Below are 19796 nucleotides of genomic sequence, written 5' to 3'. Positions count from 1 at the left end.
TCGTTTGAAATCAACGCGGTTCGTTTGAATTGCGGAAGCGAATGAACTGAAATTCGATCATTCCTCCTGGTCAAATACGAGGGGCCGGAATGTTCGATATTGGTTTTGCCGGAGAAGCGAGCGCGTTTCATCATTTGCCGTCGGTCGGTGAAGATAATGAGGAAGACGACATCTGGCACGACTGCCAATCGTCATTTTCTCCCGGCCTGGATAATCTCCCCGGCAAGGGCTCGGGGCCAACTTCCCCAGTCGCGGCCGCCGACACGGATTTCGCCCCAGCCGCCGCCCCATCGACATCGATCGAACTCGGACGCTCCCGGCTCACACCCGACGAACTCCATACGCTGTATGAGGCCCTGCAGCTGGAACTGACCCGGCCGGTCGATGCCGCCCTGGCCGCTGAAACGCTCTCGAAGATCCTGCATCGGATCTCGATGCGACAACAGGAGCGGAGCCGTCCTTTGGACATGCTCGAACGCGTGCGCTGCATCACCGACGACGACGTGCGCGACTTCATGCGGGCCGCGGGCCTGGCGGCGCATCACATCGAAGCCGGCGCCATCGCACAGGGCCGTGCGGCTGCCTTGGCGTCCCTGTCGACGCTGCCGGCCGCACTGCTCGGCACCTGCCTGTCCAGCGTCATCAATGCGATCTATCCCGAAAACGACCTCGCCCGGCTGCTGGGTTTCCTGCTGAATGTCGCGATCCTGGCGGCGACGCCGGTGATCAACGCCTGCCTGCTTCAGCCCTTCGGCGCGCTCGCCGATCGGTGGCGGGCTGAGCACTTCGTGGTTCGCCTGGACCGGACGCGTATCCATGACCAGCACGACAAGCCTGCATTGACCCGACGCATCGGTCTGGCGGTGCGCCGATACGACGAAGCACGGCAGGCGCTGCTCGATGCGCTTCACGCCGGCGCCGGCGAAGCAAACGGTTCGGCCGATCGCCTGGAGATGCTTCGCCATGCGCACACCGGCGCGGCCGAAGCATTGCGCACCCTCTTGACCGACGTGCGCGCCAAGCAGGCGGCCGACACGCGGGTCCGACTCGAGAACCGCTACCAGCAGGTCGCCCGCTATCTCAAGCTGGTCCTCTCGCCGGTCGGCCAGCTGCTGCGCGCCGGTCCATGGATCTCCGCCTGGGCTTCGGCTGGCTTTCAGCTCGGCACCTCCAGCGGCACCTCGGCCTTGCAGGCATGGCTCGCGGCCCGGGACGAAGGTTGCAAGCAGCGGTTCACGATCGGCTTTCTCCTGCTGGAGGCCGCGCCGTTGACGCCGGACGGCGCGGACAAGGCGCGCCGCGGCCATTCGCTGCAAGCTACCGATGTCGACGAAACGCGTCTGCGCGACTTCTTCACCGGCCCGCAGAAGGCGCGCGCCGCGATGCTCGCCACCTGCCTGCGTGCCCACGCCGGCCACGAGGAGCAGCGTCTGGCCGGCGCGGTCGCCGACGCCAGCGCCAACCTGCCCGACGACCAGGTGCGCGCGGAACTCGTCCGGCTGCGGGTCGATATCGAGCGCGTGGAACGGCTCCAGCTGAACGACCTGGCACTGGACGGTGTGGCGGCGCGCCTGCTGCAACCCGGTCGCGCCACCGATGCGCTGCTCTGGGCGGAGATCAGCGCGCGCCTGCAGAAGCGCGGCGAGCTGTCGAGCCAGTTCTGCAAGTTTCTGGGCCAGCAGTGGCAAGTGGGAATCGGGCCGGGCTATTTCGTTTTCGTACCCAAGCTGCTGAACGTGGTGTCGAAGGGCAAGCCGCCGATGCCGGGCATGGTGGCCTGCGCGGGCCTCGCGGCGCTGCTCGGCTTGGCCGGGTGCCGGGCGCATGCGGAGGTTGTGGTGGAACGCAATGAGTTCCAGGTGCGGGTCGACCACGGCGAGGCCGACATCGGCCTGATCGCCATGGCCCGTCACGCCGGCATCGCGCTGGTGGCGTTGCCACGTCAATTGCGCCAGCGGCAGCAATTCGAACCAGCGGTTCAAACCCTGCTGGAGCGCCTTGGGCAGGCCGAAGAGATCGAGCGGCGGCCGCTGCAGGACATCGATGGAGATTGGCGGCAAGGCACCAGCTCCGCAGAAGAGCGACTGGCGCCTCGGGCTTCGTCGTCGACGCTCGTGCTTCGCGAGGCGTGATCCGCACCCGAGGCCGGTGGAGCGAGCATGGGGATTCCGTCACCCCAGTGGTTCGCATGTTCGTCCCTGTTTTCCCTTCGATCTCCTGCATGGCGACGACCGCAGCGCACAAGCGTTCCAGATCGACCAGGCGATGATGGCCGAGATCGCTCGTTTGCCCGTCACTTCGCTGCATGCGGCCGTCGCCTCGACCGACGATGCCTTCGTCCGCATCGTGAGCCGCCTGCTGGCGCGACTTCCGTTAGGCGAGCGCGCTGCATTCTTCGACGATTTGATGACGACCCTGCCAGAGCGGCCGGCCGCGCGATACATCGCGTTGGTCAACCTCGGCGCATTGCTGCCCATGCTGCCCGGCGCGCAGTGCTTGCTCCGGCTCACCCGCCTCACCGAGTGGGCCGCCCAGCTTCCTCCTGGCGATCGGGACGGCGCCGATGTACTGCGAGGGCTGGTGTCGGCGAGGACCTTCCGGCGTTTGCCGCCAGGCCATGTGGGACCGGCTATCGAGATGCTTCTGCAGGCCGCGCAACAGATCCTGATGGCGCGGGAGGACCTGTTCGACTACCTCGACGACCTAGCTGCTCTGGTCTGCCTGGCGCCGTGGCCGGAGCGCGCTGCCTTGACGCAAATGCTCGAGCAGGCGCGCACCGGGCCGACCGCCTGACCGGCCAAGCGCAACGGCAAGCGATTCGCACACGGCGCGTGCCGGGCCAGGCAAGGAGCAGCGCGTCAACGTCATCCTTGCCTTTGGCCCCTCCGTGAGACCGCAGGTTCCGCGCGTACCCGACGATCCACGATCGGCCAACGAGCGGCCTTGGTAGCCAGATCCGCGCATTCGATTCGTCGCCACCACAGGTGTTGCGCAACGCGCCGTCAAGGCTGACGCTACAAGCGCGAGCATGGACCGATCGCTCAACTCGATTCGTTCGCATGCTGCCCTCTCCATCGGCCTCGCCGCCTTGTGGCTCCAACACCGCTGCGACCATCAGTTTCGTCGACACCAACGGAAAGCGCCTGCGCACGGATGCCGGCACCTCTGTCGTACCGGCAACACCAGCAGATCCTGCAACCCACGGATCCGAGCTGTCCGCCTTGCTGGACTTGCACAAGGCCCGACGGGCCGAGCTGAGGTCCTTGCCGGCGGAAGTACAGGTCGAAATCACGCGGTATCTCGCGCCACGCCACATCTGCCTTTATGCCGACGCGTTCGATCCATCGGTCGTGCCGGCACCGGAACGTTCAGCCGCGGCGATGTGCGTGCGCGTCGCAGAGGCCCGGTCGCTCAAGGAGCTGGAAGCCTGCGTGGGGGAAGCGGCCGAGCTTCACCCATGCACGCGGCACGCGCCCGTTCACGCCGCGTTGTGCCTGCTCAGGGACAAGCTGTCCTGGCGGCTCATGCCGGACGAGCGGGCGCGCGTCGAAGCGCTCGTGGACCGTTGCCTGGAGCTCGCCCGGGAGATGCCGCCCTTCCAAGCCGTGCGCATCGTCCGTAAATGCGGCTTCCTGCGTTTTGCCTCGACCACGAAACAGACCGGCGATGCGCTCGAATTGGCGGCGCGGGTGCGCAACGACGTGCGGCGACTTCTGGCCGGAGACCGCCTGCGCGCATTGCGCGAAGCCATGATGTTCGTCGGCTTCCATCTGCACCTGGGGGCACCGCACACAACGCCCGGCAAGCAGCTTCACCTGGTGGTCAATGCCTGCCTGGAGCAGTCCGACCTCCTTGCGCTGGAACAGCGTGAAGAACTGATCCGGCATGTCACCGGCACGGTCGGCGAGTGGCAGCAGCGCATGGGCGGCCCCTGGCCGGAGGTCGACCAACCCCTCATGAGCCGTATTGCCGCGCTGCCGGTGGCGTCCCTGCCCCGTGCGGTAACGCCGCATGGATCGACCTTCGTTCGCATCGTGGCCGACCTGCTGGCGCTGGCTCCGATGGCCGAACGCGGGGCCTTCATCGACCAGCTCATCGATAACCCGCCCCGCGAAACGGACGATCACAGCGAATCCCTTTTCAATATTGCGTGTCTGCTGCGGATGTTGCCTCCCGACCAGGTCGTGGATCGATTGGCGAACATCGCCGTGACCGCCGAGACGCTGCCGAGCCATCAGCGCTATCGCAAACGTATTCTCGACAAGCTGGGGACGGATCTGCCCTCCCTTGCCCTCTCGAACTTCGATTTCGACGTGGCGATGGTGTTGCTCGCGCAGCAGGCGCCGCTGGTGCTCCAGTCGGCACGCCAGCTTGGCGAATTCCGGGCCCGGTTGCGCATCCTGCTTTGTCTGGTCACGCCCGCATTACAAGCCGAGCTAGGGCAGATGATCGATGGCGAGGTGTCTTCGCAAACGCCGCCTTGACCTGAGCGCCCGATTCGCCGCCAGCGCGCGCGTTGCGCAACGACACGGCACGGCCGGCGCTCCTGGCGCGACCATGGACGAATTGCCCACTCCGGTCGCCCACATGCTGCCCTTTCCATCGACTTCCCCGCCGTCCAGGACCGCCTCCCGCGTCGCGGCAGACCGTCTGCGGCAGCGCACGGCTGCCGACACTGCTGCCGCGCACACGCCGCAACCGGTTCCGGCGGCCCACGGCGCTGACCTGTCCGCCCTGTCGGCCCGACAGCCCACCCGACCCCGCGAACTGACCGGCCTGCCGCCCGAGGTGCAGGCCGATATCACGCGTTACCTCACGCCGCGCCACATTGGCCTGTACGCCAACGCGTTCGATCCGTCGGTCGTACCGACACCGGAACGTTCGGCGGCAGCGCTGTCGGTGCTTGTCGAAGAAGCCGGGTCACTCGACGAACTCGAGGCGTTCCTGGACGAAGCGATCGAATTGCATCGCTCCACGCGGCACCGGCCGATCCACGGAGTCTTGTGCGTGCTCCGGAGTCGAATGCACGGGCGGGCTTCGTCTGACGACAGGCAGCGCGTCGACGCGATGGTGGACCGATGCCTGGAGGTTGCGCAGGAGATGCCCCCTAGCAAGCCTCGCGCATCGTCAGCAAATGCGGTTTTCTGCGATTTGCCATGGCCACGAAACGAACCACGGACGCTGGCGAATTGGCGGACCGGGTGCACAGCGAGGTGCCGGCCCTGCTGGCCGAAGACCGCCTGAAGGCGCTAAGCGAAGCGATGATGTTTGTCGGCTTGCGCCTGCACGACGGGGCACCGCTCGCGGCGCCGGGCAATCAGTTGCATCTGGTGGTGGACGCATGCCTGAAGCAAGCACAGCATCTTCCGCTCCAGGCGCGCCAGGCGCTGATCCGCCAGGTGACCGATACGTTCGACGAGTGGGAGCGGCTCACGGGCCGTCCCTGGAAGGAAGTCCGGCAGCTACTGATGGACCGTGTCGCCAGTCTGCCGATTGCTTCATTGGCCGACACCGTCACTCCGCACGGCCCCACCTTTGTGCACATCGTGACCGACCAGATGGCACCGCTTGGCCTGACCGAGCGCGGCTACTTCATCGACCGGCTCCTCCACAGTCCGCCGAGCGACGCGAATGATCACAGCGAGTACCTCTACAACATCGCCTGCCTGTTGCCGTTGATGCCGCCACCGCCGATCGTGGATCGATTCGCAAAAATCGTCGCGAGGGCTGCGTCGCTGCCGCCTGACCAAACGTACCGCAAGTATGTGCTCGACAAGCTTTCGGCGGACCTGGCGATCCTTCCCTTGCCGCCGGAGCACATCGGCGCCGCGATCGCCTTGTTGGCACAGCACGCACCGCTGGTGATCGAGGTGCGAGGCCGGTTGCGCCAATTCCTCGCCAATCTGAGCTTGAAGGTCCGCCTCGCGCCGTCGGAAATGCGCGCAGAACTCGAGCGGATGATCGAATGGGCGCCGTCGTCACAGGTGAGGCAGCCTTCGCAACCGTAACGGCCGGCCCCGCGCCAGGATCTGCCGCTGGCCGCCAACCCCAGGCTGCTGAACTTCAAAAGGCCTGAAAGGACCTGAAGGGATTGGAGCAGACGAGCGTGCGGTTACAACCGCCGCGACCATCGCAGCTCTCGCAGTGACGCTGACCGCTCCGTCGACGGGAATTTGTTGCAAGCCGCCCGCGCAGGCTGGCTAACCTGCGGCAAAGCCCCAACGACGCACCCGACACGCTCCATGGAACTCATCGTCGCCCGGCCGGAAGGCCTCTATTGCACTGCTGGCGACTTCTACATCGATCCCTGGCGGCCGGTCGAGCGCGCGGTCATCACGCACGCCCATTCCGACCACGCCCGCGTCGGCCACGGCCACTACCTGGCGCACACCGACAGCGAAGGCACCTTGCGCGCCCGGCTCGGCGCGGACATACCGCTGCAGACCTTGCCCTACGGCGAAACCGTAGAACACCATGGCGTGCGCATCTCGCTGCATCCAGCCGGCCATGTGCTGGGATCGGCGCAGGTGCGGCTGGAGCACGGCGGCCGGGTGTGGGTGGCTTCGGGCGACTACAAGCTCGAGGACGACGGCACCTGCGCGCCCTTCGAGCCGGTGCGCTGCGACACCTTCATCACCGAATCCACCTTCGGCCTGCCCATCTACCGCTGGCCCTCGCAGCCCGAGCTGTTCGCCGAGATCGACGCCTGGTGGCGCGCCAATGCCGCGGCCGGGCGGCCCTCAGTACTGTTCTGCTATGCCTTCGGCAAGGCCCAGCGCGTGCTGCATGGCGTGGATGCGAGCATCGGCCCGATCGTCGTGCACGGCGCGGTCGAGCCGCTCAATGCCGTCTACCGCGCAGCCGGCGTGCGCCTGCCCGACACCCGGCGGGTGAGCGACGAAAGCGTGAACGCCGCCCTGCTCAAAACCGCGCTGGTGCTGGCGCCGCCCTCGGCCCAGAGCACGCCGTGGATGCGCCGCTTTCCCGGCTATTCCGACGGCTTCGCCAGCGGCTGGATGCAACTGCGTGGCACACGCCGGCGGCGCGGCGTGGACAAGGGCTTCGTCATGTCCGACCACGCCGACTGGCCCGGCCTGCAGAAGGCGATCGGCGCGACCGGTGCCGAATGCGTCTACGTCACCCACGGCAGCGTGGCGGTGATGGTGCGCTGGCTGGCCGAACAGGGACTGGATGCCCGGTCGTTCAAGACCGAGTACGGCGACGAGGATGCGGAAGCGACGGCGGAGGCGCCCGCATGAAGGCCTTCGCCGCGCTCTACCGTGCCCTCGACGCCACCACGTCCACGCTGGCCAAGCAGGCGGCGCTGCAGGCTTATCTCTCGGCGGCACCCGCGCAGGACGCTGCCTGGGCGGTGTATTTCCTGGCCGGCGGCAAGCCGCGCCAGCTGGTGGCGACCCGGCTGCTGCGCGAGCTCGCTCGCGATGCCGCCGGCTTGCCGGAGTGGTTGTTCGCAGAGAGCTACGACGCGGTCGGCGACCTCGCCGAAACCATCTCGCTGTTGTTGCCGCCGCCGCCGCCCGGCGAGCACGATCTGGGTCTGGCGCAATGGATGCGTCAGCACCTGCTGCCGCTGCGCAAGACGCCGCCTGAACAGTTGCCCGACGTGCTGCGGGCCCAATGGGCCTTGCTCGATCCAGCCGACCGCCTGGTGTATTTCAAGCTGATCACCGGCAGCTTCCGGGTGGGGGTGTCGCGGCTGCAAGTGACACAGGCGCTGGCGGCGATCGGCGGGCTCGACCCGAAGCAGGTGGCGCAGCGCTTGATCGGCTACACCGCCATCGGCGGCCTGCCCGATGCCGACGACTACCGGCGGCTCATCGCACCGGCCACGCCGGGCGAGTCCGAGGCGCAAACCGGCGGCCATCCGTATCCCTTCTTCCTGGCCCATCCGCTGGCGCTGCCGGTGGCGCAATTCGATGCCACGCTGGGGCCACCCCAACGATGGCAGGTGGAGTGGAAATGGGACGGCATCCGTGCCCAGTTAGTGCGGCGCGCGGGCGATGTGTGGATCTGGTCGCGCGGCGAGGAACTGGTGACCGACCGTTATCCCGAGCTGCGCGCTCTCGGGGGGGCGCTGGCCGACGGCACGGTGATCGACGGCGAGATCGTGGTGTGGCGCGACGACCGGGTACAACCTTTCGCCGAGCTGCAGAAACGCATCGGCCGCAAGACGATCGGGCCGAAGATGTTGCGCGAATTGCCGGTGGTGCTGCTGGCCTACGACCTGCTGGAAGAAAACGGCCAGGATCTGCGCCGTCTGCCGCAACAGGAGCGCCGCGCACGGCTCGACGCGCTCGTCGCCCGCACGACGCATCCGCAACTGGTGCCCAGCCCGTTGCTGTTTGGCGCCGACTGGGCCGACCTGGCGGTGCAGCGCGAACAGGCGAGGTCGATGGGCGTCGAAGGCATGATGCTCAAGGCCCTCGATGCGGAGTACGGCGTCGGCCGCACCAAGGACGTCGGCACCTGGTGGAAGTGGAAGATCGATCCGCTGTCGGTCGACGCGGTGCTGATCTACGCCCAGCGCGGCCACGGCCGCCGCGCCAGTCTCTACAGCGACTACACCTTCGCCGTATGGGACACCGATGCGGCCACCGGCGAGCGCCGGCTGGTGCCTTTCGCCAAGGCCTACTCGGGCCTGACCGACGCCGAGATGGGCCGGGTCGACGCGGTGATCCGCCGAACCACGGTGGAGACCTTCGGCCCGGTGCGCAGCGTCAAGCCCACGCTGGTCTTCGAGCTGGGCTTCGAGGGCATCTCGCGCAGCAGCCGCCACAAAAGCGGCATTGCGGTGCGCTTTCCGAGAATGCTGCGCTGGCGCGAAGACAAGCCGGTGGAAGAGGCCGACAGCCTGCAGACGCTGGCGGCCTTGCTGCCCCATTCCGATCCGTGAGCCGCATCCGGGGACGTTGCCAGCGCTAGAGCCACGTGGCCTGCGCGTGGTCCAGCGCCGTGGCGAATCGGTCCAGGAGGTCTTCCAGATGCTGCCGTGCCGGACCCGGCGACATGGCCTCGACGTCTTCCCGGGTTCGATCCAGCTCGTCGCGCAACTCTTGCTCCTGGCCAGGCGGCAGCGGAATTTCGTCGCAGAGGGCGATGGCCTGCCGCAAGCGGCGCTCGGCCAGGGGCAGGGCGACGCGTTCGATGTCCTCGGTCAGCCTTTCCTGGAAGATGGCCAGGCTGCGGGCGTCGGCCACGTCGCCCTCGGCCTCCCGCCAGGCCCGGTGCATGTGCACCAGCTGCAGCAGGTACCAGGGGTTGCGCTCGGCGATCTCCAGCAGCACCGCGTGCTGCTCGCGGGCCGTGGCTGGCGCCGGGTCGTGGAAGAGGGTGGGCAGCACGTTGGGTTGCCGCAGCAGATTGGCGATGAGCGCACTGACATAACGCCGAACGCCAGGGCTCAGCTCGCTTTCGACCGGAGCGTCGATCGGGGCGCCCATCGATGCCAGTTCATAACCCGCCACGGTCAGCCCCGCGGCCAGCCGATGCAGGTCGTTCTGCACCTGGTCGTAATGGTGGCGGCCGCGCACCGCGTACGTCAGGTCGCGGACGTAACGGCTTGGTTTGTAGTTGCCCAGCCGGGTGAACCAACCGCGTTTGGACTGCGCTCTCGCACGGCGCCAGCGGATGCGATCGTCGGCGTCGAGCAGGTCCGCGTCAGGCAGCGGCTTGAGCTTGCGGTCGACCTGCAGTTTGAGTTGGGTCGTGCCGGCGTTGGTGCGCAGGAACTCCAGCAGGCTGTCGGGTCCGACGGCCTCGCCGGTCCAGTGGTTGTTGGCCAGGCGATAGTGCTGCATGTCCTGGACGGAATGCACGATGAGGCTGTGGAGCGTCGGGTCGTTGGGGACCGTGCCGCCGCGCAGGAACTGGGTCTGTGAGCCTATCTGGAACGTTAACGGATTGGTCACCGGCTGCACCGCATTCATCGTGTTGCCGAAGAGGGTGCTCGCCAGGCTGCTGTATTTGGGCGCAAAGCCGTCGGCCTGCAGCGACGTCGGCTTGATGCCTTGCGCTTCCATGGCGTCGATGGCTTCCTGGTCGAGCTTTTCCAGCACGATGTCGCCGGTTTTGTCGACCGCCTGGGCGATGGCCAACGCGCCGGTGGCCAGCACCACGACGGCGGCAGCTGCGCCCCGCCAGGTGATCGGGATCACCTGGCCGGCGAATCGGGCGGTGCCGCGGGTGAATGCGAGGAAAACCAGGTCGTTGTTGACGCGATAGTGGCGCGAGATGTGGCCAGCTTTGGAAAAGCTCTGGAGCGACGACTCGATGATGCCCAGCGGGTCTTGGATGGCGTCGTAGTCGCCCGCTTGCAGTGCCAGCAGATCCTTGAGCAGGATGCGCATGGCGCGTTGGCGTTCTTCGATTTCGACCGCGTGCTTGCGTTGCTTGGCCAGGAGCAGACCAGCGCGCTGCGAAGGCATGGCCGACAGGCCCAGGCTGGCGGCATCGCCAATGGGTGCCCCGTCGGAAAGCAGGCCGTCGCGCGTGAGCTCCACTTCGATGCGAGCCAGCCAGATTTCGGTCTCGTCGTCGGCGATGGGTGTGCGCAGCGCGACCTTGAGCGACTCCAGCATGACGAGGGGCAGCTGGAAGTCGGGCTCGTCGGCGTGCTGGACCAGGTGCGCGTCGAAGCATTCGCGGGCTTGGGCGCGCAGGGTGCTCAGTTCGGCACTCAATGGAATTGCGCCTTCTTCGTCGGGGAACAGGTCCGGGTGCTTGTCGGCGTAGCGATAGCTTTGGCGGATGCCATAGGCATCACGGTCAGACAGATACGCCTGGGCGGTGTCGTTGATCGCGCTGACCGGTTTGCGCAGCAGTTGCTGGGCGGCGTCGGACGAAGCCGAGACGAGGTCCATGGCCGCGAAGTGGGTGTCGATCACGCCCTTGTGTTTGCGCGCCGCCGCCACCTCGTGCATGGCGTCCATGGAGCGCCCAGCCAGCTCGGCGGCGAATCGTGGCCGGGGTCGGGCGGTCGACGTCTGCTCCAGCAAATGCAGGAATTCGAATCCCATCTGCGCCTGCCGCGAGCTTCCTTTCATGAGCTGCGTTTCCCACTCGGCGCGGACGCTGGCCGCCAGTTGGGTCATGCGGCGCGTGTAGAGCGGCACATGGTTGCCGTGGATGGCCTTGAGGATGCTGGCGCGATAGCGGTTGCGGTCCCCGGTGAGCGGCTTGGCGTGCGCCGAACGCATCAGCCCGTAGACGATGGCGTGGCTCTGTGCGCGCCGGTCGGCGTGGTACCAGGCCACCGAGCCCGCATCGCGGGAGAACGAGCCGACCCCGTAGGACAGCGCGGCGAAGAAAAGCCCGGCGCCCAGGCCCGCGAGCGGCCCGCCATGGGCAATGGCCGCGGGAATGGCAATGACCGCGCCGATACCGACGAGGATTTGCCCCACGAACCCCACGATCGCGCTGACCAGCAGCCCCCGGTATTGCGCCGACAGAAAGCCTTTGGATTCGAACAGCGCCTGCTCGGTCACGCCGACGGTCGACATGAACAAGCGGATCAGCGCCATGAATTCGATGCCGCCGGCATGCATGGCGACGATGTCCGGCGTGGTGTCGTCGGCCATCGCCTGGCGGTCGAGGCCCGAGGCCTGCACCAATTCGTCGACCCGGTCGCGCACGCGTCGGGCCATGGTCTCGACATCGGCTACCGGATCATTCTCGGAGCGGCGGTGGATCGCCTCGATGAGCGCGGCGATCACGGTGCGCCGATGGGCCTCGGACATCGGCTGGCCCGGCGTCTGGAGCTGATGCAGATCCGGCAGTTCGTCCGCGTATTCGAGCAGCAGCGCGGCCACGCGCAAGGGTGGTGGCAGGGCGTTGTCGAGCCCGAAGTGATCGCGGCCCATCATGTGATCGGCGTACTCGGCCAGCACGAAGAGTTCGGGCGCCAGATCGTGCCGCGCCTGGAGGTCGTAGCCCTTGGCGACTTCGAGTTCGTGCACCTTGCAGCGACATTCCAGGCCGGCGGGGCTGTCCGGCCGGGTGTATTCGGCCAGCGTTTGCTGGCCGATCTTCTGCATCGTCTTGCTCAGATTGCGCTGGTTCCAGTAGATCTGCGGGTCGACCATGCCCCTGATCGTCTGGGCCGAGTCGAAGGGCCGCAGATCGGCACTGGCTGCGCCCGTGGCACCGGCGCTGGCTTGCGAGGCGATCGCTGCGGCGTACTGTCCCAGCGCCGCGCCGGCCACGCTGATCGCGATGCCGGCCGGCCCCTTGATGACGGCAAGGGCGGCCAGCACTACACGCGACACCGTGCCCCAGACGCCTCCGGGCAGCATCAGGCTTTTGTAGTACTCGATGTTGCAGTTCTCGCGGATCTGCTCGCTGAGCATGGTGCAGCCGAATTCGCCGCCATTGCGCCGCCGGAACTCATCGAATATGCGCGTGCGCTCGGTGTCGATCTGCTTGCTGGTCTGCTTGGTGGCCCGCTCTACCATTTCGGCCACGACTTCGCTTGGACAGTCGGGCGGCAGGTTTTCTGATTCCCGGCGCAGGCGACGCATCGCCTCGAGATGGATGCTGTCGCAGTTGCGTTGCAGTTCCTCGCCGAGCTCGATGATCAGGTCGGCGGTGCGTTCGGCTTCTTCGGCGCTCGGTTGCATCACCTGGTCAAACGTTTCGGCGGCGATCCTCAGGATCGTGTCGTGACGCTCCAGCCCGCGCAGGGTGGCCAGGCGAGGATGTTCCAACAGGCGCGGCGCCAGCGCATCCAGCGCGCGGCTCAAACCGGATTGCGGATTACCCAGGTCGAGCATTTCGGAGACAAGCTGGGCGCGGGTGCGGGTGAGCTCCTTGTCGTCGTCGGCGATGGCGTTCCACAGCGCGCCGCCGGCCTTCTTGGCGTGGCGGCGAACGTTGGTCAGGAAGGCGTCGTCGATGTGGCCGAGCACCTGGTCGCGGATATCGTCGAGCAGGGCGGGCGTGAGCTGCGCCACGATGGCATCGCGCGGTGTCACCCCCGCGGGCAGGGTCTCGAGGGTGTGCGGCCCGGCGTGCTGCGGAAGGCGCGCCCGCGCGGCGTGGCAGATGCGCGCATTGCGTCGGTCGACGTCGGTCATGCTGATCGAGACGTGGGCCACCGCGCTCGAGACCTCGGCGCTCTGGCTGTGAAAGTTGCGCATGATGCGGCGAAGCGGTCTGTTGACGCCCTTTCGCTTGAGGCCGATGGTCGAAAAGTCGATGTCCTGCGCCTCGACCGGATGGAGCTGGCGCCAATGCGGATCGATCTGGGCCGCCAGTGCTCTTACGGCGGTGCGCAGCGTCCGCACATCGTCTTCGGTGGGCTTCTTGGTGCGGCTGTCGATGGCGAGGGCCGCGGCCACCACGCGGTCGGTCGCCAATTCGGTTGGTGTTGTGTCATCGGCATCGGCATCGGTCCTCAGAGCCTGCAAGGCCAGGGCTTTTTGCACCAGCTCGGCCGGGATGTCGAAGACGGCGGTGCCACAAAACCCCCCCAGATGTTCCACCATCGCATCGGGCAGACCGGAACTCATGTTCGCGTGGCGGGACCGAGGCGCGAATTCGCTGGACATCGCCGTTGGCTTGTCAGGAAACCGGGTCACCAGCAGGTGAGGCCCCTGATCGTCGGTTTGCACACCCTCGGTCGACCTTCCGGATCCGCGACTTTGGTGCGACCGCTGAGTGCGCGTGGGAAACGCCTGCGGTGGAGTTGAAGGGGGAAGCGTTCGGATCATCGTGTCTCCTTTTTGTGAAATCGATGATTTGGATGGACGCTGGCGCCAAGTGGTGTCGCGGCCGAAGCCGTGTCGTTCGAGGCGAAGTCATGCAAGGCGGTCCTACAGCCATCTGCCCGCCATGCCGACGCCGGTCGTGGCCGCCTCGGACAGAATGCGGATGATGAATGCCTTGCCTCGCCCGGCCGCCGCGCGCCACGCCGTTGCCGACTGGTTCGCCGAGCAGCAATGGAAGCCGTTTCCGTTTCAAAAGCAGGTCTGGAAGGCCCTGGCCGAGGGGCGTTCCGGCCTGCTGCACGCCACCACCGGCGCCGGCAAGACCTACGCGGTGTGGCTGGGCGCGGTGCAGGCCTTCGCACACCAGGCATTCGACGATGGCAATGCTCCGTCCAGCCGCCGGGCACCGCCGGCAGCGCCCCTGACGGTGCTGTGGATCACGCCGATGCGCGCCCTGGCGGCCGACACGCTGGCGGCCTTGCGCCGGCCGCTGGACGACCTGGGCGCACGGCATGCCGGCATCGCCCGCTGGACCGCCGGCGCGCGTACCGGTGATACCGAAAGCGGCGAGCGCAGTGCGCAGTCGCGCCGGCTGCCGACGGTGCTGGTCACCACGCCGGAGAGCTTCACCCTGCTGCTGGCCCGCGCCGATGCGCACGAAGTACTGCGCAGCGTGCAACTGGTGGTGGCCGACGAATGGCACGAACTGCTGGGCAACAAGCGCGGTGTGCAGCTGCAGCTGGCCATCGCCCGGCTGCGCGGCTGGAACCCGGCACTGCGGGTGTGGGGCATGTCGGCCACGCTCGGCAATCTGCAGGAGGCCATGGAAACGCTGCTCGGCCCGCGCGAACCCGACGACGCCGGCGTGCTGGTGCAAGGCAAGATCGACAAGCGCCTGGTCATCGATACCCTGCTGCCCGAGAACGCCGCGCGCTTCAGCTGGGCCGGCCACCTGGGGCTGCGCATGCTGCCGCAGGTGGTGGCCGAGCTCGACCAGGCCGGCACCACGCTGGTCTTCGTCAATGTGCGTTCGCAGGCGGAGCTTTGGTACAAGGCCATCCTCGAAGCGCGACCGGACTGGGCGGGCGTGCTGGCGATTCACCACGGCTCGCTCGACCGCGGTGTGCGTGAGTGGGTGGAGCAGGGGCTCAAGGCGGGCACGCTCAAGGCGGTGGTCTGCACCAGCAGTCTCGACCTGGGTGTGGACTTTCTGCCGGTGGAGCGGGTGATGCAGATCGGCTCGCCCAAGGGCGTGGCCCGGCTGTTGCAGCGCGCCGGGCGATCGGGCCACGCGCCCGGACGGCCGTCGCGGGTGACGCTGGTGCCAACGCACAGCCTGGAGATCATCGAGGCCGCCGCCGCGCGCGCTGCGGTGCGCGCCGGCCATGTCGAGAACCGGGTTTCGCCGCACCAGCCGGTGGACGTGCTGGTGCAGCACCTGGCGACCGTCGCGCTCGGCGGCGGCTTCGAGCCGGAGCCGCTTTACGCCGAAGTGCGACGCACGGCGGCCTACCGTGGCCTGCCGCGCGCGGTGTGGGACTGGTGCCTGGACTTCGTCTCGCGCGGTGGCCCGTCGCTCGCCGCCTACCCGGACTACCACCGGGTGCAGCCCGACGAGCACGGCGTCTGGCGGCTCACCGACAAGCGCCTGGCGCGGCGCCATCGCAGCAACATCGGCACCATCGTCAGCGATGCGTCGATGGTGGTGCAGATCAAGAACGGTGCGCGCCTGGGCACGATGGAAGAAAGCTTTCTCTCGCGCCTGCAGCCCGGCGACTGCTTCATCTTCGCCGGCCGGGTGCTGGAGATGGTGAAGATCGAGCAGATGACCGCCTACGTGAAGCGGGCCACCGCCGGCCGGCCGACGGTGCCGCGCTGGGGCGGCTCGCGCATGGCCTTGTCGACGGTGCTGGCGGCATCGCTGGTGGAACAGATGGGTCTGGCCGAAGCAGAGCGTTTCGATTCGCCCGAGCTGCGCAGCGTGCGTCCGCTGCTGGAGCTGCAGCAGCGCTGGTCGGCGCTGCCGGTGCCGGGCGTGCTGCTGGTCGAAACCCTGCGCACCCGCGAGGGCTGGCATCTGTTCATGTATCCCTTTGCCGGTCGCCATGCGCACATCGGCCTGGCGAGCCTCTTCGCCTGGCGCGCGGCGCAGCGCGAGCAGGGCACGTTTTCCATCGCGATCAACGACTACGGCCTGGAGCTGATCAGCGCCACGCCGCGCGACTGGGCAGACCTGCTGCCGGAACTGATGCGGCTCGACGAGCAACCGCAGGCCTTGCTGCAGGAAGTGCTGGGCAGCCTGAACGCGACCGAGATGTCGCGCCGGCGGTTCCGCGAGATCGCGCGGGTGTCGGGCCTCATCTTCCAGAGCCATCCCGGTGAGCGCCGCAGCAACCGGCAGCTGCAGGCGTCGGCGCAGCTGTTCTTCGAGGTGTTCCAGAAGTACGACCAGGACAACATGCTCCTGCGCCAGGCCGACGAGGAGGTGCTGAGCCAGGAGCTGGACATCGGCCAGCTGCTCTCCAGCCTGCGCAAGATGCAGACGCAGCGCCTGGTGGTGAAGCACCTGGAGCGCCCGGGGCCGTTCGCCTTTCCCTTGATGATCGAGCTGTTCCGCGAAAAGCTGACCAACGAGAATCTGGCCGACCGCATCGCGCGCATGGTGCTGCAGCTCGAGGACGCAGCCGAAGGGCGCGGGCCCGATGCGGCACAGGCCGAGGAAAAGCGCTCCCGCCGCCCCCGCCACGGCCCGCCGCGCGTGTCGCCGCCAGAGCCGCAGACGGCCGAGGAGCAGGCCGCGGCCGCGGCGATCAAGCGCGACCTGGATTTTTCGCTGACGCCGGTGGACGGCAAGACGGTCAACCGCCCGCGCCGCGAACGCAAGCCGTCGCGGCCCTTGCCTTTGCTCTAGCCGGTCACAGGTAGCGTTCGACCGCGGCCAACAGTTCCGGGAACTCGGTCATCGGATAGAAATGGCCGCGGTTGGCGACCTCGTGGTAGTCGCTCTGCAGTTGCCGATGCAGGAAGCGCGCTTCTTCGATCGGAATGAAGGGATCGCTCGGCGAATTGAGTTGCACGATCCATCGCTGGTTGCCACGGATGCGTTCCCACTGCCAGGGTTCGTCGAAATAGCCGCTGACCACCTCGGCCTCGATGCCCAGCGTGGTGTGATAACCCGCGACCAGTATCGAGCCGAGGATGCGGTGGCGCTCGGCGTGGCGCATGGCCGCGATGGCGCCGGACGAGAAGCCGACCAGGATGGTGTTCTCGCCGGTGCCCAGTTGTTCGAGGTAGGGCAGCCAATAGGCGGCGCGCGCCAGCATCGGGTCGGGCCAGGTGCCGGGTGATACGACCTCGCAGCCACGCTGGCGCAGCCCTTCGGCCACATAGGGAAACCAGTCGTCGTGGGTGGACCCGCCGCCGTTGCCGGGTATGAGAATGGCTTTTTTCCGCTGTGTCATGCCTGGGATCCTAGTGGCCACGACATTACAGGCTGCTGCAGCGCGGTCGCGCGGCGCTGGCTTAATCGAGGGCCCATGGCCCATCTGAACATCGACGGCGAAACCGTCCATCTGCTGCCCGACCCGGCTTTGTGGTGGCCGGCCGGAGCCACGCTTTTCATCGCCGATCTGCATCTGGGCAAGGCGGCGGTCTTTCGGGCGCGTGGCCTGCCGGTGCCGTCCGGCACCACGCGGTCCAACCTGGGTCGACTGGAAGCTTTGCTCACGCGCCATGCCGCACGTCGGCTGGTGGTGCTGGGTGATTTTTTGCACGCGGCCGAATCGCGCACGCCCGAGGTGATGGCGGCGCTGCACGACTGGCGCTTGGCGCATGCGGCGCTGGAGGTGGTGCTGGTGCGGGGCAATCACGACAGCCATGCCGGTGATCCGCCGTCGTCGCTCGGTATCGCGGTGGTCGACGAACCCTGGGTCGTGGGCCCGTTCGCCTGCTGCCACCATCCGCAGATCCATGACGGGCATCACGTGCTGGCCGGGCATGTGCATCCGGCGGTACGGCTACGCGGACCGGGGCGTGACGCTTTGCGCCTGCCGTGTTTCGTGCAGGAGGACGGACTGACAGTGCTGCCGGCTTTCGGCGACTTCACCGGCACCCATGTGCTGGCACCGACGGCCGGCCAACGGCTGTATGCGGTGGGCGGCGGCCAGGTGTGGCTGGTGCCGGTGGCCGTCGCGTCGCCTGGTTGAAGCCTTTGGATCAGGGGTGCGTCGCGAGCCAGTGATGGCGCTCCGCCGCGGTGGCGGCGACCACGGTGGCCAGTCGCGGTGGCACGCCACGAGTGCGCTGGGCCGCGGTGGCCTGCAGTGCCTCCAGCGGCTGGCGCCGCAGATGAAAGGGCAGGCTTTCGCACAGATCCAGCAGGCTGTGCCATGCTCTCTGGCCAATCGATGCATGCCGCGCATGGCCGCACATGCGGGCGACAGCGACCACGGCTGCGGAGCGCTGTTCCTGCGGCAGGGTTCGTAATGGCAGTTCCAGTTCTTCCAGCCGTGGTTGCAGATTCGCCACTGGCTGCGCGCCGGCGGTCAGCAACCTGACCCGGTCGAGCCTGCCGGCGGTGGTGGCCGGCAGCGGAGCCTCATCTACGGCACGGTTCCAGTGGTAGGCCCATTGCCCGAGAGCGAGCAGGTCCGACGGCAGCCGAGCCAGTACCGCGAGCCGATCTTCGGCCGGCAGGTCGTCGCCTTGCTGTATGACGATGGCAGCCAGGCGCCTGTGTCGGCCTTGCGGCAGCGTGTGGCGTGAACGGTCGGCCACGACTTCCAGCAAGCGCCGCATTTCGGCCGTGTCACCGCGTGCGCGGTCGAGCAGACGGCCGATGGTGGGCTGGTGATCCGCACCGGCATCGTTCGCAGGCGCGAAGAAATTCGCATCGTTCTGAATGTCGACCAGGCGCATCGCCGCAGACGCCGGCAGTCGATCCGACTGCGCATTCACAAAACCGCGGATTTCCGGATCGGAGGTTTCCTGCGTCAGGCGAATCAGGACCTTTTCCAGATCGGCAGGCGGCAGGCGCGCCACGGCGTCGTGCAGCACGGGCTCCCAGCGAACGCCCGGAGCAACAGCACCATGCAGCAGCAGGTCGAGCGCGACAGGGCGGCAGGCGGGCGAGGTGTCGCGCTCCACGCGCTGCACCAGCCGGGCCAGTTCGGCGGGCTGAAGCACACGGCCGGCGGCGGCCGCGCAGTCCAGCACGGCGGCGACATCGGCGTTCTGCGTCGCGCCGAGCGCAGGCAGCGCGAACATGCCTCCTTCGGCCGCCTGCCAGCGCAGGGCCGACTCGCCGAGCTGCGCCATCAACCGACGCCATTGCGCCGGCGCGACCGGCCCGCCAGCCATCACCTGGCGCAGCAGGCTGGCGACCAGCAGGGGCGATGGGCTGTTGTCGCGGGCGAGCAGCAGGCGCAGGGCATTGCGGCACAGGGGCGATGGAGGCGCCGCACGGTCGATCGGGGCGAAGGTGGTTGGGTTCAGTTCGAGCTGACGTGCGATTTCGCGCTCCAGCGGCCCGTCGTTCCACGTCGTCGCGCGTCGGGCGAAGGCCGCCCACGCGCTCTCGCGGCAGAGTTCGCGCCATGGGGGCGGCACGGCGGCCATCAGCGCCATGGCCGCCTGCCAGCTCGTGTCGTCGTCGGCTTCGTCGAGCGCGCTCATGGCGATCAGTGCGCGGCGTTGCTCGGAGAAGGTGGCGCGGAGTCGGTGGTTGAGGCCGTTCAGGCTTCGCAGGGCGCTGACGTCGAGCAAGCCTTCATGGCCCTCGCGGAGCAGGCCGAGTCCTACGATGTGCTGGTGGACTTCGACCGGGAGCTCTTCCAGGCGGGTTGGCGGTGCTGCGATGCCGGTGGAGATGGCCTGCGCGGCGAGAGAAGTTGGCCGCGAGGTCGCGGCGGTGGCGGAAAGGGCGGTGGAGGGCAACATGGGGCCGGATGCTCCCCGTGCCCGATCGGGTCGCCAACCCAGATGCCGCCGCCGCCGATCGCGCGAACCCGTGAGCCAGTGTCGAACGATGTCCGGATCCGTCATCGCGCGCCGCGCAGCGCGCTTGCGGTGGTT

Annotated in this window: 12 protein-coding genes; 9 read left to right on the top strand and 3 right to left on the bottom strand. The window is 67.7% G+C overall.

What is annotated here, in order from left to right:
• The first annotated feature begins 89 nt into the window (after positions 1 to 89).
• From R9X41_RS21925 to R9X41_RS21895, 7 genes are all read left to right on the top strand, one after another.
• Positions 90 to 2132, top strand: coding sequence for a hypothetical protein (locus tag R9X41_RS21925; protein WP_318632551.1), 2043 nt, complete (start codon positions 90 to 92; stop codon positions 2130 to 2132).
• Between the two features lie 133 nt (positions 2133 to 2265).
• Complete coding sequence (locus tag R9X41_RS21920) at positions 2266 to 2793, top strand: hypothetical protein (protein WP_318632550.1); 528 nt, start codon at positions 2266 to 2268, stop codon at positions 2791 to 2793.
• A gap of 266 nt (positions 2794 to 3059) precedes the next feature.
• On the top strand, positions 3060 to 4484 hold the full coding sequence (locus tag R9X41_RS21915; RefSeq protein WP_318632549.1) for a hypothetical protein: 1425 nt from the start codon (positions 3060 to 3062) through the stop codon (positions 4482 to 4484).
• Positions 4485 to 4557: 73 nt separating this feature from the next.
• A complete protein-coding gene (locus tag R9X41_RS21910) occupies positions 4558 to 5244 on the top strand; it encodes a hypothetical protein (RefSeq protein ID WP_318632548.1) in 687 nt (228 codons plus the stop codon).
• Positions 5157 to 6008 carry a hypothetical protein gene (locus tag R9X41_RS21905; RefSeq protein ID WP_318632547.1) on the top strand — a complete coding sequence of 284 codons (852 nt, stop codon included), beginning with the start codon at positions 5157 to 5159 and terminating at the stop codon, positions 6006 to 6008. Before R9X41_RS21910 ends, R9X41_RS21905 begins: the two co-directional genes overlap by 88 nt.
• A gap of 234 nt (positions 6009 to 6242) precedes the next feature.
• Positions 6243 to 7259, top strand: coding sequence for a ligase-associated DNA damage response exonuclease (locus tag R9X41_RS21900; protein WP_318632546.1), 1017 nt, complete (start codon positions 6243 to 6245; stop codon positions 7257 to 7259).
• Positions 7256 to 8914, top strand: a complete 1659-nt coding sequence (locus R9X41_RS21895) for an ATP-dependent DNA ligase (protein ID WP_318632545.1) — start codon at positions 7256 to 7258, stop codon at positions 8912 to 8914. The genes R9X41_RS21900 and R9X41_RS21895 overlap by 4 nt, the downstream gene beginning before the upstream one ends.
• 25 nt (positions 8915 to 8939) lie before the next feature.
• On the opposite strand, the gene R9X41_RS21890 is transcribed toward R9X41_RS21895, so the two are convergent.
• Entirely contained in the window at positions 8940 to 13565 is a 4626-nt protein-coding gene (locus R9X41_RS21890) for a hypothetical protein (RefSeq protein ID WP_318632544.1), read from the bottom strand.
• 322 nt (positions 13566 to 13887) lie between these two features.
• On the opposite strand from R9X41_RS21890, the gene R9X41_RS21885 reads away from it, so the two are divergent.
• The gene (locus R9X41_RS21885; protein WP_412556720.1) at positions 13888 to 16635 is read left to right on the top strand and encodes a ligase-associated DNA damage response DEXH box helicase; all 2748 of its coding nucleotides are present in this window, start codon (positions 13888 to 13890) and stop codon (positions 16633 to 16635) included.
• Positions 16636 to 16639: 4 nt separating this feature from the next.
• Here R9X41_RS21885 and R9X41_RS21880 read toward each other — a convergent pair whose 3' ends face one another.
• Positions 16640 to 17185 (bottom strand): RBBP9/YdeN family alpha/beta hydrolase, encoded by a 546-nt coding sequence (locus tag R9X41_RS21880; RefSeq protein ID WP_318632542.1) that lies wholly within the window; start codon positions 17183 to 17185, stop codon positions 16640 to 16642.
• 75 nt (positions 17186 to 17260) lie between these two features.
• Here R9X41_RS21880 and pdeM point away from each other — a divergent pair, with 75 nt between their 5' ends.
• The gene (pdeM, locus tag R9X41_RS21875; protein ID WP_318632541.1) at positions 17261 to 17929 is read left to right on the top strand and encodes a ligase-associated DNA damage response endonuclease PdeM; all 669 of its coding nucleotides are present in this window, start codon (positions 17261 to 17263) and stop codon (positions 17927 to 17929) included.
• 10 nt (positions 17930 to 17939) lie between these two features.
• On the opposite strand, the gene R9X41_RS21870 is transcribed toward pdeM, so the two are convergent.
• Entirely contained in the window at positions 17940 to 19661 is a 1722-nt protein-coding gene (locus R9X41_RS21870) for a hypothetical protein (RefSeq protein WP_318632540.1), read from the bottom strand.
• Between the last annotated feature and the right edge of the window lie 135 nt (positions 19662 to 19796).

It is taken from the genome of Xylophilus sp. GOD-11R (assembly GCF_033546935.1).
GTDB lineage: Bacteria > Pseudomonadota > Gammaproteobacteria > Burkholderiales > Burkholderiaceae_C > Xylophilus.
Note: the sequence above shows the minus strand (reverse complement) of the source record. Positions and strands in the feature narration are given on the sequence as shown.

Coding starts and splice junctions, on each gene's coding strand:
- R9X41_RS21925 (WP_318632551.1), top strand. CDS start 90: ATGTTCGATATTGGTTTTGCCGGAGAAGCGAGCGCGTTTCATCATTTG.
- R9X41_RS21920 (WP_318632550.1), top strand. CDS start 2,266: ATGATGGCCGAGATCGCTCGTTTGCCCGTCACTTCGCTGCATGCGGCC.
- R9X41_RS21915 (WP_318632549.1), top strand. CDS start 3,060: ATGCTGCCCTCTCCATCGGCCTCGCCGCCTTGTGGCTCCAACACCGCT.
- R9X41_RS21910 (WP_318632548.1), top strand. CDS start 4,558: ATGGACGAATTGCCCACTCCGGTCGCCCACATGCTGCCCTTTCCATCG.
- R9X41_RS21905 (WP_318632547.1), top strand. CDS start 5,157: ATGGCCACGAAACGAACCACGGACGCTGGCGAATTGGCGGACCGGGTG.
- R9X41_RS21900 (WP_318632546.1), top strand. CDS start 6,243: ATGGAACTCATCGTCGCCCGGCCGGAAGGCCTCTATTGCACTGCTGGC.
- R9X41_RS21895 (WP_318632545.1), top strand. CDS start 7,256: ATGAAGGCCTTCGCCGCGCTCTACCGTGCCCTCGACGCCACCACGTCC.
- R9X41_RS21890 (WP_318632544.1), bottom strand. CDS start 13,565: ATGTCCAGCGAATTCGCGCCTCGGTCCCGCCACGCGAACATGAGTTCC.
- R9X41_RS21885 (WP_412556720.1), top strand. CDS start 13,888: ATGATGAATGCCTTGCCTCGCCCGGCCGCCGCGCGCCACGCCGTTGCC.
- R9X41_RS21880 (WP_318632542.1), bottom strand. CDS start 17,185: ATGACACAGCGGAAAAAAGCCATTCTCATACCCGGCAACGGCGGCGGG.
- pdeM (WP_318632541.1), top strand. CDS start 17,261: ATGGCCCATCTGAACATCGACGGCGAAACCGTCCATCTGCTGCCCGAC.
- R9X41_RS21870 (WP_318632540.1), bottom strand. CDS start 19,661: ATGTTGCCCTCCACCGCCCTTTCCGCCACCGCCGCGACCTCGCGGCCA.